A 13,624-nucleotide genomic window follows, 5' to 3' on the forward strand; every position below is an offset into this window, starting at 1 on the left:
ATCAAGGTGCGGGCGGGGGTACTGGGCCGGGCTGCGGTGGGGGCGGAACACCCGGATACAGCGGTGTCCCGTCCGGTCCGTACTGCGGCGCGCCGTATGGTGGCGCCCCCGGATAGGGAACCGGGCCGATAGCCGGCGGACGCAAGCCGTGGATGGTCGGCGGTTCGGGAACCGCTCTGGTACCCGGGAAGAAGTTGATCCACCAGGGGTGGCCGATACCGGGGTTGGGTCGGATGTCGAGTCCGGTGCCCCAGCCGGTGTTGGTGACCAGGGCCCGCACGGGGTAGTTCTTGCTCGCGTCCGGCAGCGACCCGCAGCCAGGTTTCCCCCCCGGGTCCGCCCTTGGCAGCGACAATCGGCAGATTTTCCGGGTATTGATAAGGATCGTCGCCGAACAGTAGGCCGGCGTCTGTGACGACCGAATAGCCATTCCCGCCGCCGGTTATCTCCCAGCCGCCGTTTTTCAGAATCCACATTCCCCCGAGCAGTACGCAGGTCAGCTCAGGGTTGTACTTCATCAATAGGTTGGTCGTTGGCTCGAGCAGATTTATGGCGCGGACCAGGTTGTCCTTGTTGGGGCCGAGCAGATTGATGCCGGAGTGGGTGAATCCGATTGTGCTGAGCAGGAGCGCGTCCAGCGCATTTGTGTGATCTGTAATGGTGGTGGCGGTGGTGCTGGCGGCTTTCAGCACGGCCAGGATGTTTTGTGCGGCGGCGCTATAGGTGTCACTGAACCCCGTGAGCGATTGAAAGTCCTTCTGCACCGTGTCCATCCGAGGGTTAAGTGCCAACAGCACCTGGTTGGCGTCTGTAGTGGCCTTGCCAATACGCTCGCCCTGGCCGCGAACACCCTCGGCGACCGCATCCAGCACCGCATTGAGCTTCGCGGGTTCGACCTGGTGCAGCACCCCGACGAGATTCTCGAACACGGTGTTCACCTCGGTGCTGACGTTGCGTGACCGCAGCACCGCCCCAGCGGCCAGGTGCTGGCGGCTGGGGTTCTCCGGATAAATCAGGTCGACGTATTTCGCGCCGAATGCCGTGGTCGCCCGTATCTGAGCCTGCACATTGGCTGGTATGTCCTTGATCTGACCGGGGTCGATATCGAGCTTCAGGCTTACCGATTGGGTGCCGCCATTGATCGCGGCGACCCGTCCGACCTGAACCCCTCGCAGCTTGACCTTGGCGCCGGATTCCATCACCAAACCCGAGCGGTCACTCACCAGCGTGACCGGCACATACGAGTCGAACGATCCAGTGAATAGCGCGGAGCACACCCCCACGAAACTGACCAGCGTGACGATCAGAATCAGCGTCCACCATGCCGGACGGATACGCCCGATCCCCTCTCTGGCTGCCATAGGACTACCCCGAGAAATTCAGGTGACCGGTCTGGCCATAAATGGCCAGGGAGACGAACAAGGTCACCAAAACCGCCGAGACCAGCGAGGACCGCACCGCACGGCCGACCGCCTCACCTACACCGGCTGGCCCACCGACAGCGGTATATCCGTAGTAGGTGTGCACGAGCATCACGATCGTGGCCATGCACAACGCTAGGAAGAAAGACCAAATCAGGTCGGTCGGATTCAAAAACGTATAGAAATAGTGGTCGTACACGCCCACCGACTGGTGGTAGACGAAGGTGGTACCGAAACGCGCCGCCAGGAACGACATCAATACCGCTACGCAGTACAACGGCACTACCACTATCACCCCCGCAAGCACCCGCGTTGATGCCAGGTAGGGGATCGATCGGATTCCCATCGCCTCGAGCGCATCGATCTCCTCATTGATCCGCATGGCGCCCAGCTGCGCGGTGGAACCGGCACCGATGGTGGCAGACAAGCCGATGCCGGCTACCAGCGGCGCGATCAGGCGGACGTTGACGTAGGCAGAGATAAACCCCGTTAGCGCCTCGACGCCGATGTTGGCCAACGAGTTGTAACCCTGGATCGCGATTATCGAGCCGGCCGCGAGTGTCAGGAAGCCGACGATGAGAACTGTCCCACCGATGATTGCCAACGCGCCGGTGCCCAGGCTCATCTGGGCGATAAGCCGCACCACCTCCGCGTTGTAGTACGCGACGGCAGCTCCTGACGAGCTCAGCGTCCTGGCGTAGAACTGCGTCTGTACTCCGATGCGGTTCCAGGCCTCGACACCGCTATTCAACGTGCGACGGAGTCGGGGATAGAGCGTGCTTGGGATGGCCATGCTCACATCGCCGCCTTGACCCCGATAGCGGTCATGATGACGTTGATCACGAACAGGGCCATGAATGCGTAGACGACGGTCTCATTGACGGCGTTACCGACCCCGGCCGGTCCCCTTTCGACTGAGATGCCTTTGTAGCAAGCGACCAGGCTCGCCGCCATACCGAATAACGCAGCCTTGGCGAGCGCGACGATCATGTCGGGTAGGCCCACCAGCAAGGTCAGGCTCGCTGCAAACGAACCCGGCGTGATGTGCTGGATGAAGACCGAGAAGAAATAGCTGCCGGTCAAGCCGACCAGTGTCACGGACGACGATAACGCCAACGCCACCACTGTGGCCGCCAGCACCCTTGGCACCACCAGCGCTTGGATCGGGTTGATACCCATTACTCGCAGCGCGTCAAGTTCTTCGCGGATGGTGCGGGCACCGAGATCGGCGCACATCGCTGTCGCGCCCGCCCCGGCAACAACGAGCACCGTAACCAGGGGCCCAATTTGAGTGACCGCTCCCAGCGCCGCACCAGACCCCGACAAGTCTCCCGCGCCGAACTCGGTGAGCAGCAGATTCAGCATGAAGACGATCAAAACCATGAACGGGATCGACAACATCAGCGTCGGCAAAATCGAGACCCGCGCCACGAACCACGTCTGATGCAGGAACTCGCGCCATGCGAATGGCCGCCTTGGCAACAGGACTAAGGCGTCAAGCGCCATTGCGAAGAAACCGCCGATCGCGCGCACCGGCTTCAACGCTTCGCCTGTTAAAGCCACCGCCAGACCTCCCCGTTACCCGCCCGCCTCATGACACTCTCGCAGTTCCCTCTTGCCGCATGCGTCGATATTATATATCTGATTCAAAGCGCGAGGTCTACAGGTTCGTGCCAATCGTTGCCTCAGGGACCCGCTGCGCGGGCGGGCGGCTGGGTAAGACCCAATGCCTCGGCCGCGGCCAACGCCGAGAGGTGTTCGTCCACGGACGAGAAACCGGCATTCATCGTGTTGATCGACAGGTGCGTGGCACCGGCGTCGCGCCATGAGACCACGTCTTGCGCGACCGCGTCGAGACCGCCCGCAGCCCAGCTCGTTTGAGCATGCATCCCGAGAGCGTCCGGGTTTCTACCGGCCTCAACAGCGGCCGCCTCGACGGTCGACTTGGCTTGGTCGAGTTCGGGGCCCGGGCGTACCACCGGAAACCACCCGTCGCCGAGGCGGCCCGCGCGCCGGTATGCCGGCGTCGACGCGCCGCCGAACCAAATGGGGATCGGTCGCTGAATGGGAGCGGGGGCCAGTCCCGCGCCGGTCACTCGTTCGCGGGCTCCATCGTGAGTGACGCTGCGCTCCGTCCACAGCTTGCGCAGCAATGCAACCTGCTCCTCGCTGCGCAAACCGCGATCGCGGAAGTCCTTGCCCAGAGCTTCGTATTCGACCGGGTTGCGACCCAGACCGATGCCAAGCCGGAAGCGGCCGTTTGACAGTATGTCCACCTCGGCCGCTTGCTTGGCAACCAGGACCGTTTGCCGCTGCGGCAGGATGAGCACCCCGGTCACCAACTCGATGGTCGTGATCGCGGCAAGATATCCGAACAAGACGAACGGCTCGTGAAACTCGCTGTGCACGTCATAGGGCAGGTCCCAGCCGGCATGCACTTCTCGGTCTGCGCCAACGACATGCTCATAGGCCAGGATGTGCGTGTAGCCGAGTTGCTCGACGCCCTCGGCGTAGGCGCGGACCGCCCCGACGTCGCGGCCAAGTTCCGTCTGAGGAAGCACCACGCCGATCTGCATGTGAGTTGGACCTGTCATCCGGCGTTCGTCGTGAGGATGTTGACGACCGCGACGCCGGATCCTCGTCCGCCGACGTTGTGCTGCAGGACGTTGCCGCGGCGGATGTCAACCTGGCGCTGATCGGCCTCACCCCGCAGCTGCCACCAACATTCGGTGAGCTGGGCCACGCCGGTAGCCCCGATCGGGTGGCCTTTGGCGAGCAGCCCCCCGCTGGTGTTGATCGGGATGCGGCCACCAATCGCGGTGTCACCCTGTATGGAGGCGATGCCGCCTTTGCCCTTTTCGACGAAGCCAAGGTCCTCGATGTCGAGGATCTCGGTAATCGTGAAGCAGTCGTGCACCTCGGCCATGTCGATGTCGGCCGGCGTCAGCCCGGCCATCCGGTAGGCGCGCTCGGCGGCCAGTGTGGTGGCCTTGAAGCCGACATACGAGGACTTCTCGTGCATCCATGGGTGGTCCGACGCCATCGCGAAACCCGCAACATAAACCGGCTTATCGGTGAACTCGGCGGCACGCTCGGCGGACACCAGGATCACCGCGGCCGCGCCGTCGGTCTGCGGACAACAGTCCAACAGGTGCAGCGGGTGGCACACCGCTGGACCGCCGAGTACCTGCTCGACAGTCACCTCATTCTGAAAATGCGCATAAGGATCCAACGCGCCGTTGTGGTGATTTTTGACCGCCACGCTGGCGAGCATCTCGCGCGTGGTGCCGAACTCATGCATGTGCCGGGTCGCAAACGGCGCGAACAGCGCCGGCGCCGACTCGCCGCGCTGGTAGAGCGGATGGCCGCCCGCGGCACGCGAAAGCAGCCCCTCCTCGGGCGACTTGTCGCGCATCTTCTCCACACCGATGACCAGCACGCAGTCATAAACGCCGCTGGCGACAGCCATGGCGCCGATCCGAAACGCGTCGCTGCCGGTGGGGCAAGCGTTTTCGACCCGGGTGCACGCGATGCCGTTCAGGCCTAAAACCGACGGCAAGGTATTGCCCGAAATGCTCTCATGTCCCCACAACGTCGTCCGCTGAGTGGCCACCACCGCGAAGTCGATTGCGGCACGGGCCATCCCTTTGTCGACGGAGGCCAGCGCAGTCTCGAAAGCGCTGGCTGCCATCTGCTCGAAGCTCTGCTGGTACAGCTCGCCGAACTTGATCAGGCCGGCACCCACGACAGCGACGCGATTCCAGCTCATGAGCTGGTCCTCCTTGCCTTGTAGCCGTACACCGGCACGCCACGCTCGACCGCGTAGCGCCGTAACACGAGCTCCACCGGATCACCCACCGCTAGGCTCGGCGCGTCTTCGGGCAGGCCTTGGAACTGCACGCGAGCCCCGTCGTCGAGGTCGACGATGACCAGCGGAAGCGGCGCCACGAACGGCGCAGGCATCGAGTGGTTCACGCTGAAGGTATGGACCGTGCCGGTCCGCTTCAGGTCACGGACTTCGAACTTCTCGCCGCCACATCCGATGCATGCCGGATGCACCGACGGCGGCACGTTGAGGGCGCCGCAGTCGACACAGAGGCCACCTTGCAACGCAAGCATCTCCACGCCTCCGCGCACGAAGGCGGCGCTGCCCGGCGGCACGCCCATCGGGACCGGCTCACCCGAGGCCAATAGCAGACCTCGGGCCCGCAGCGACTCGACGTAACTGACGACCACGCCGGCACCAAGATCGTCCCCGGAACCTGGGACGGCCTCTGTTACGTCAACTGCGACGGCGGTCGCCCGTCCCCCGCCGTAACCCAGCACCGCGGCCCGCCCAGGCGCACGCAGCGCGCCGCGCAACCCAAGCAACGGTGCCGCCGCACCGGTATCGCCCAAATCCGCATACACCGAAGCCGAAGGCGAAGCATCCACCCCGAGCCGGCGAGCGAGCACTGCGCCGAGCCTGCCATCGGGATCGGGCAGCGACCACGAGTCCGCCTCACCTGTGGCGCCCGCAACCTCGGTGAGCAACGGCAGGAACACTTCCTCACGAAATACGCGGAAGTCATACAGGTCTCGGGTCGCCGCCTCTCCATCGCCGCGGTAGCGATCCAACACCGGCCGGGTCCGCTGAGTCCTAGACGCCAGCGTGGCAGGGCCGGCGTCGCGCGAGAGCACCAGAGCGGCCGCTCCCGCCCCGACCCGCGGCTCCCACGAGGTACCCGCGCCGGGGACAAGCGCATCGCCGGCAACGACCAACGCCGTGCGGACGTGTCCGGCGGCTATCGCATCCCATGCGGCCACGAGGGCTTCCATGCCGGCATGCGCCGAACCGCTGATCAGTGCACCGCCGACTTCGGCCCGGAGTCGCAGGGCCGCGGCCAGCACCGCGAAGCTGGGCCCTTCGGCGAACGGCGGCCGACTGGTCCCCCACCACAGACCATCGACCTCCTCCGACGTACGGGCGGCGCCGGCTAACGCTCGCACGGCCGCGAGCCACGACAACGTCAGCACGTCCTCATCTGGCGCACACACCGCGGCCTGACCTTTACCGCCCCCGGAACCCCACGCGGCGGCAACATCCGCAGCCGACAGACGAAGCGATGGCGCGGCAGCACCGACGCTATGGATACGGATCCCCGACGGCACCGGCATATGGATAAAATATCATGGCGCTGGACGGCTTTACCGCGCTGAATCGGATTGAACCCGACAACAGGAGGGCGTTTCACGAATGATGCGGTTCGCAGTCCTCGTCAAGCAGATCCCTGCATTCGAGCAGATGGCGCTGGGCCCTGGCGGCCGTTTGGTTCGCGACGGGACTGCCCTGGAGATGAGCGCGTACTGTCGCCGAGCGGTGAGCAAAGCCGTCGAGCTTGCAGCGAGCGTTACCGGCGGGTCCGTCGTCGTCTTCACGCTCGGTCCGCCGTCAGCGGAGGACGCCCTTCGCGAAGCGGTCGCCTGGGGTCTTGAGCGTGGCGTCGAGATCCGGGGCGTCCTTTTGACCGATCCCGCGTTCGCGGGAAGCGACACCATCGCTACGGCAAGGTTGCTGGCTGCGGCTATCGAGTGCGAGGGGTCCTTCGATCTCATACTCACCGGCAAGAACTCGCTTGACTCGGATACCGGACAGGTGCCGCCGCAGCTCGCCGAACTGCTCGATCTGCCATTCGCGGCGGGAGTCAAAACTCTCACCCTAGCGGGGCACATCCTCACCGTCGGCTGCGAACACGACGACGGCTGGATCGACGCCGAGTTTCGCATACCGGCTGTCATTTCTTGCGCAGAGCGCCTGTGCGATCCGGCGAAGGTTCCACCGGAGGGCCGTGCGGCGGTGCCGGCCCACAAGATCGGCACGATTCGCGCTGCGCAGCTTGGGCCCGGACCCTGGGGCGCGGCGGCAAGCCTGACGGTGGTCGGTGACGTCCGGCGGCTGACGATGCAACGAAGCCATCAGCTCGATGCCGACGCCCCGGTCGCGACTCAGGTGGCAAACGCCGTGCGGAGCCTGCTAGACCGGGGCGCGCTCAACGCCGCAACGTCACCGGAACCACCCGTCCTGGCTCCCACCGGCGGGCCCGGCCCGGTCGTGGCCGTCCTCGCCGAGCCTGGCCACGATGCACTCGCTCGGGAACTTTGCGGTGCTGCAACGTACTTGGCCGCATCATTGTCCGGCTCGACGGTTATGGTGGCCCCGCACGCGATCGATGCCGCGACAGCAGGTTCCTGGGGTGCGGACCGGCTCGTGCACATCGACGGGGCGGTAGCGGAGGAGGACGTCGCCGCCGCTATGGCCGGCTGGGCGCGCGCCGAGCGGCCCTGGGCGATCCTGGCCGGCTCAACGACCGCCGGGCGCGAGATCGCAGCCCGACTCGCTGCCGCGGTCAGTGCCGGGCTCACCGGCGACGCCATCGAGCTGGATGCGTCGGAAGGCCGACTGATAGCCTGGAAGCCCGCCTTTGGGGGTCTGCTCGTCGCCGCCATCGCCGCGACGTCACCAGTGCAGATGGCCACGGTTCGCGCTGGTGTAATGCCGCGTCCGCGGCTGCGCAGCCATCTGGCGGAGGTGGTCTCGATCGCTGCCACGCCGCGTAATCGGGTGAACATCCGGGTGCGGCGCCAAGACACCCCCCTCGAGCGCCTCGGCGAGGCCGACGTAGTTATCGGCGTTGGCACCGGGGTCGCACAGCAAGAGCTGCCCCGCCTTGAGGCGGTGCGCGAGTTGCTCAACGCCGAAATTGGCTGCACCCGCAAGATCACCGATCACGGATGGATGCCGCACTCCAGCCAAATCGGAATCACCGGGAGATCGATCGCCCCGCGCTTATATTTCGCCATCGGCACCAGCGGGAAGTTCAACCACATGGCCGGGGTGCGCTCGGCAGGGACCGTGTTAGCGATCAATGCTGACCGAATGGCCCCCGTGTTCGACCACGCCGACGTAGGCATCGTCGCCGACTGGCGTGACTGTATCGACATCTTGGAAGAAGAACTACGACAAGCGATTACAACCCGCTCGGCACCAGTCGAAGCTCGAAAATAAGAGACTAAGAGCCCGAGCCCGCTACCCGTGCCCTCCGAGTGGCTGGCGAGTAGCGGGCTCGGAACAGGTTCAGCCGTCGACGGTCTGCAGCGCGCCCTCAACCGTCGCGAGAGCGAGCCGGTCGATCTCGTTGACCATGAGAGCAAAGGTCTCAAACCCGGTCTTTGCAGCCCACAACATCTCTTGCTGAATCCGGTTGTCGCAGCCGTACTTGGCCAACAACTCGAGCTCCCCGCCGCCGTGGAATTGATCCTTGTACGCGTGTAACGCGGCGAACAGCAAATCGTCGCCGGGGATGCCGAGCCGCTCGGGCAACGACGAGGACATCGCGGACATCGCCGATTCGATCTGCTCGGGTGTCATCAGCTTCATCCGAAGCTCCACCGCAGGCTTGGAGTTCATGATCTCCAGGCCGGCGATCGCCGCGTAGGCGGCCTCCCAAGGTAGCGTCCGCGCGAGGTCGTCGAGGGCCAGGACACAAGTTTGGATCAGCGGGCTGGGCGGGGTCGCGGCGACATCCTCACGTGCGATGCCACAAGCCTCGACCTCGTCGTAGAGAACATCGACGTGACACCGACCGTTGGCGTCTTCATCGCCCACCTCTTCGTCGACGCAATCCTGGATGATCTCGCGGCGCACATCCTGGTAGGGACACCGTGACGCAACCTCGAGCAGCCAGCTCGGGAAGCGCCACGCAAAAAAGGAAAAGTACTTCATCGCCGTCGCGTGATACAGCCGCGCTTGGGTCTGGTCGTAGTGCTGGGGAATGGCGAAGGGCTTCTTCATGTGCTCTGCGGCCGTCTTGACAATGACCTCGACCAGCTGGGCCTGGAATTCCTCCGGGGAGATGGAACTAGTCCACTCCGGCGCACCCCGATCCCGGCCGTCATAAGGCAGTCCGGTCATAACGTTCCTCTCTCCATGTCGAGTTCGCGCTGTTGCACGTTCGGCTGAACCTGACGTCGTCGATGTGATCTCTAAATATAATATTAAGTTTTCATCCGCCGTCAAGGCGGCGCCCGCCGAGCTGTGTTGTGTCGGCGTTATGGCAGGGCCACACCGGGTATGTCCGCCGTCACCGCGTCGAGGTGGCCCCGTCGTCGGCCGATACGTTGTCCCGGGCGGTCCTCTTCGCCAGACATCAGGAAGAGAATTCGGCACCCTGGTCCGCCGAGCGTGCACGCGGTCGGGGTCCGATCTCGCATATCAATTCGGTCGGTTACGAGACCGCCGGCCACGATCCGCTGAAACTGTCGAGCCGATGCGATCGCCGCCCAGACGCCACCGTCGGAATCGAAGGTGATGCCGTCTGGCGAACCGTCGAGCCCATCGGCAAAGGTTCGTCGGTCCGCTAGCGCGCCATCACTGTCGATCTCGAAGGCGGATAACCGTCGGCTGCTCGGCTCGGCCACGATCAGGGTCCGTCCGTCGGGCGTCATGACCATGCCGGCAGGAGAGCCGGGAACGTCGGCGACAACAGTTGTGGAGTCGTCCGGATCGACCCTCACGATGACACCGCACCCGCGTGCCGCCTCGCAGCCAACGTAGGCGTGGCCAAGGTCATCGACGACCATATCGCCGAGATCTCCCGATACGACGCCACTCAGATCAGCGATCGGCACCACGGTTTCGCCGTCATAGCGCAGTATTCGGCGATCGTCGGCAGACGCGATCAACAGCGAGCCGTCGGGGCGAAAGCCCAGCCCACACGGAGCGTGGCCCGGCAGTGGGAGAGTGGTCATAGCGCCAAGCAGGTTGACGGTATGCACCGCCTGATTGAGTTCGTCGGAAAACCACAGCAGACCTTCGAACCAGCTCGGACTTTTACCCAGGCAGAAACCGTCAGCCAGCGGGGTCAAGCTATGCTTCAGCTGGCCATCCAAGGCACCAATCATGCGATATACAATATACGGTATTCATACCGCTCGCTAGGTTGTTCAAGGAGTCAGCCGAATGAAATTAATCTGCATCGAGGAGCACGCCATCGACGCGGCGATCGCGAACGCGGCGCGACCCGTCCTCCAGCGAGAGGCGCCGTACATGGGGCTCCAAGGCTCCCCGGATGCGATCGCCGACATTCGTAGGGGCGACCGACCAAGCCTGATCGAGCTCCGCGAGGCTATCCAGCTGGCCAACGACCTGAGCGACGGCCGCATACAGAACATGGACGAGTATGGCATCGACATGCAAATCGTGTCCTACAGCAGTCCCGCACAACTAGTGCCGCATGACGAGGCAGTGACGATCGCCCGCGCCGCCAACGATCGGCTCGCCGACGCGATCCGTGCGAATCCGACCCGCCTAGGTGGTTTTGCGGCGTTGCCGTGGCAGAACCCGAACGCCGCGGTCGACGAACTCGATCGTGCAGCCGGCGAACTCGGCTTGAAAGGCGTAATGATCGCGGGACGCCCGGGCGACGCGTTTCTGGACGATGCCAAGTATGCGCCGGTTCTGCAGAAGCTGAACGACCTGGAACTGCCGCTCTACCTGCACCCCTTCTACCCAGTGCCCGAAGTTCAAAAGGCCTACTACGCAGGCTTTCGACCCGAAGTGAGTGCCATGTTCTCGCTCGGCGGGTGGGGCTGGCACCACGAGGCAGGTGTGCATGTACTACGCCTGATCCTGGCGGGCGTCTTTGAAAAATTCCCCAAACTGCAAGTGATCAGTGGCCATTGGGGCGAAATGGTGCCGTTCTACTTGCAACGCCTCGATGACGTGTTACTTCCCAAACTCACCGGGTTGTCCACCACAATCACCGAGACCTACCGCAACCACGTATGGGTCACGCCAAGCGGCATGTTCTACGAGCCGCACTTCGAGTTCATCCGCAACGTCATCGGCATCGACCGCCTTATCTGGGCAGTCGATTATCCGTACCTCAGCCTCGATGGCACGCGCAAGTTCTTGGAGAATCTGCCGATCACCGAAGACGAAGCACACAAGATCGCGCACCGAAACGCCGAGCGCCTGTTTCGGCTGTGAACCGGTCAACCAATTTTGTTAGGGCGCAACGGCTTCGCGTTTGCCCGGGGTAAAGGCGACCGGCATCGACGTGAGCGCGTTCAGGAAGTTCGTTTCCAGGCGTGTGACCGGGCCGGCGATCTGCATGTCGGGCACGCGCCGCACCAGTTCCTCGAAAAGCACCCGCAGTTCCAGCCGAGCAAGCGCGGCGCCTATGCAAAAATGCGCTCCCCCACCGCCGAACGCCTGATGTTGGGGCTTGTCGCGAGTGACATTGAACCGTTCCGGGTCGTCGTTCACCGCTGGGTCGCGGGACCCGGCCGAGTACCACATGACCAACCGGTCGCCCTCGCGAACCGAGTGCCCGTTGATGTCAGTGTCACGCTGCGATACACGAGCGAAGTAGACCACGGAGCACACCCAACGCAACATCTCCTCGACCGCGTTGGGGACCAGACCGGGATTGGCGATCAGCTTTCGCCGCTCGCTTTCGTGCTCAATCAAGGCCCGCATGGCGCCGGAGGCGGTATTCCGCGTGGTGTCGTTGCCGGCGAACATGAGGGTGGCGAAAAAGAAGGTCACCTCATCCTCGGTCAGGCTTTCACCATCGATTTCCGCTGCGAGCAAAAGCGATACCAGGTCGTCGGTGGGGTTGGCCTTTCGTTCGGCGGTGAGTGCAGTCAGGTAGGCGCCCATCTCGAATATCGCGCCTAGTCCCAACTCTTTATTGCTGGTCGCCTGAGCGAGCGACACGGTATTCGTCCATTCGAAAAGCTTCGGGCGGTCGTCATGGGGAACACCGAGCAAGTCGGCGATCACGCGGAGTGGCAACTCGACGGCGATGTCCTGGACGAAGTCACACCGGCCCTGCTCGATCACGTCGTCGAGCAGCAACGTGACGGTGTTGCGGACATGAGTCTCTCGTCGTGCCACCAGCCTGGGCGTGAAGACACCGTGCACGACCCTGCGTTGCTTGCCATGACGGGGGTCGTCCATGCCGAGCAGGATCTCGCGCAGCGCTTCGAGCGGCACCGCGCCGCCGTCGCTCGTGGTGAACACGCCCCCGCGAGCTGACGAGAACGTATGCGGGTCGCGACTGATAGTCGCGATGTCGGCAAATCGTGTGAACGACCAAAAACCGGGCTCGCTGACCCCGGTGAGGGCGTTCCAATGCGGCGCCGGTTGCGCCCGCATCCGCGCGAAGAGCTGGTGAGGCGGACCATCCTGCCAGTACGAGAGGTCGGTGAGGTCGACCGTGGACAGGTCGATGTCGGCCACATCCGATGTGCTCGTCATAAAAAGTCCCTCCGCTTTCTGAACGAATATCTTGTATATTATTGTCGCACTGACCGAAAGCAAGGGGATAATGGGCGAACAGCGCTTGGCGGGCCGGGTGGCGGTGGTAACGGGTGGAGCCAGCGGGATCGGCAAGGCCGCCGCACTGCGCCTGTGCGAAGCAGGGGCGCGGGTCATGGTGGGCGACGTCGACGAAGCGGCCGCCGAGCAGTTGCTGGCCGAGGCGAACGGGGCCGGGCACTCCAACCAGGTCCGCTTCCGGCGCACGGACGTCTCAGTCGAGGCGGACGTCGCCGGATTGATCCAAGCGGCCGTCAACGAACTCGGCGACCTGGATATCGTGTTCAACAACGCGGGCATCAACGACACTCTGGACCCGATTGTCGACGTCCCCGTCGAGCACTGGGACCGCGTATTCGCCGTCAACGCCCGCGGTGTATTCCTGGGCATCAAGCATGGAGCTCGCGCGATGCTGGCCGCCGGGCACGGGGGCGCGATTGTGAACACGTCTTCGATCGACGGCCTGTCGGCTTCGTCCGGGTTCCCGTCGTATTCGGCGGCAAAGGCTGCGGTCATCAACCTCACCCGGGTAGCGGCCGTGGAGCTGGCACCGTCCCGCATCCGGGTCAACGTGATCTGCCCGGGCGGGGTGTTGACCCCGATGCTTGCCCGTGGCGACTTCGAGGGCGCGCGGAGGTGGCTGGAGAAGCTTCAGCCGTGGCCGGAGGCCGGTCTGCCGGAAGACGTGGCGGCAGCAGTGGAGTTCCTCGCCAGCGACGACGCCCGATTCATTACCGGTGAGGCGCTCACCGTAGACGGCGGATTGATGGCCGGCGGTGCCCGGCTGGTGGAAAAGATCCGGGCTCGGGTCGAGGCGCAGATGGCTTCAGAGAGGTGAGCA

General features: G+C 64.2%; 11 protein-coding genes and 1 pseudogene. 3 read left to right on the forward strand and 9 right to left on the reverse strand.

The window, feature by feature from the left end:
* Position 1 precedes the first annotated feature (1 nt).
* The 6 genes and pseudogenes from G6N50_RS10540 to G6N50_RS10565 form a co-directional block, all read right to left on the reverse strand.
* Positions 2-1,361 (reverse strand): annotated as a pseudogene (locus G6N50_RS10540) (MCE family protein).
* A 4-nt stretch (positions 1,362-1,365) separates the two neighbouring features.
* A complete protein-coding gene (locus tag G6N50_RS10545) occupies positions 1,366-2,214 on the reverse strand; it encodes an ABC transporter permease (protein WP_083097164.1) in 849 nt (282 codons plus the stop codon).
* Positions 2,215-2,216: 2 nt separating this feature from the next.
* A complete protein-coding gene (locus G6N50_RS10550) occupies positions 2,217-2,927 on the reverse strand; it encodes an MlaE family ABC transporter permease (RefSeq protein WP_083097202.1) in 711 nt (236 codons plus the stop codon).
* A gap of 179 nt (positions 2,928-3,106) precedes the next feature.
* Positions 3,107-3,997: an LLM class F420-dependent oxidoreductase gene (locus tag G6N50_RS10555; protein WP_083097162.1), complete on the reverse strand. Its 891-nt coding sequence runs from the start codon at positions 3,995-3,997 to the stop codon at positions 3,107-3,109.
* Between the two features lie 14 nt (positions 3,998-4,011).
* Positions 4,012-5,190 (reverse strand): thiolase domain-containing protein, encoded by a 1,179-nt coding sequence (locus tag G6N50_RS10560; protein ID WP_083097161.1) that lies wholly within the window; start codon positions 5,188-5,190, stop codon positions 4,012-4,014.
* On the reverse strand, positions 5,187-6,458 hold the full coding sequence (locus G6N50_RS10565) for an OB-fold domain-containing protein (protein ID WP_158086093.1): 1,272 nt from the start codon (positions 6,456-6,458) through the stop codon (positions 5,187-5,189). Before G6N50_RS10565 ends, G6N50_RS10560 begins: the two co-directional genes overlap by 4 nt.
* A 199-nt stretch (positions 6,459-6,657) precedes the next feature.
* On the opposite strand from G6N50_RS10565, the gene G6N50_RS10570 reads away from it, so the two are divergent.
* Positions 6,658-8,466, forward strand: coding sequence for an FAD-binding protein (locus tag G6N50_RS10570; RefSeq protein ID WP_083097158.1), 1,809 nt, complete (start codon positions 6,658-6,660; stop codon positions 8,464-8,466).
* A gap of 69 nt (positions 8,467-8,535) precedes the next feature.
* On the opposite strand, the gene G6N50_RS10575 is transcribed toward G6N50_RS10570, so the two are convergent.
* A complete protein-coding gene (locus G6N50_RS10575) occupies positions 8,536-9,372 on the reverse strand; it encodes an iron-containing redox enzyme family protein (protein ID WP_083097156.1) in 837 nt (278 codons plus the stop codon).
* Positions 9,373-9,509: 137 nt separating this feature from the next.
* On the reverse strand, positions 9,510-10,361 hold the full coding sequence (locus G6N50_RS10580; protein WP_083097155.1) for an SMP-30/gluconolactonase/LRE family protein: 852 nt from the start codon (positions 10,359-10,361) through the stop codon (positions 9,510-9,512).
* A 58-nt stretch (positions 10,362-10,419) separates the two neighbouring features.
* Between G6N50_RS10580 and G6N50_RS10585 the strand changes: the two genes are divergently transcribed.
* Complete coding sequence (locus G6N50_RS10585; protein WP_083097153.1) at positions 10,420-11,448, forward strand: amidohydrolase family protein; 1,029 nt, start codon at positions 10,420-10,422, stop codon at positions 11,446-11,448.
* Between the two features lie 18 nt (positions 11,449-11,466).
* Here the strand turns inward: G6N50_RS10585 and G6N50_RS10590 are convergent, their stop codons facing one another.
* Positions 11,467-12,705, reverse strand: coding sequence for a cytochrome P450 (locus G6N50_RS10590; protein ID WP_232068935.1), 1,239 nt, complete (start codon positions 12,703-12,705; stop codon positions 11,467-11,469).
* Positions 12,706-12,793: 88 nt separating this feature from the next.
* On the opposite strand from G6N50_RS10590, the gene G6N50_RS10595 reads away from it, so the two are divergent.
* Complete coding sequence (locus tag G6N50_RS10595; RefSeq protein WP_142275654.1) at positions 12,794-13,621, forward strand: SDR family NAD(P)-dependent oxidoreductase; 828 nt, start codon at positions 12,794-12,796, stop codon at positions 13,619-13,621.
* Positions 13,622-13,624: the final 3 nt, after the last annotated feature.

This window comes from Mycobacterium mantenii (assembly GCF_010731775.1).
Lineage (GTDB): Bacteria > Actinomycetota > Actinomycetes > Mycobacteriales > Mycobacteriaceae > Mycobacterium > Mycobacterium mantenii.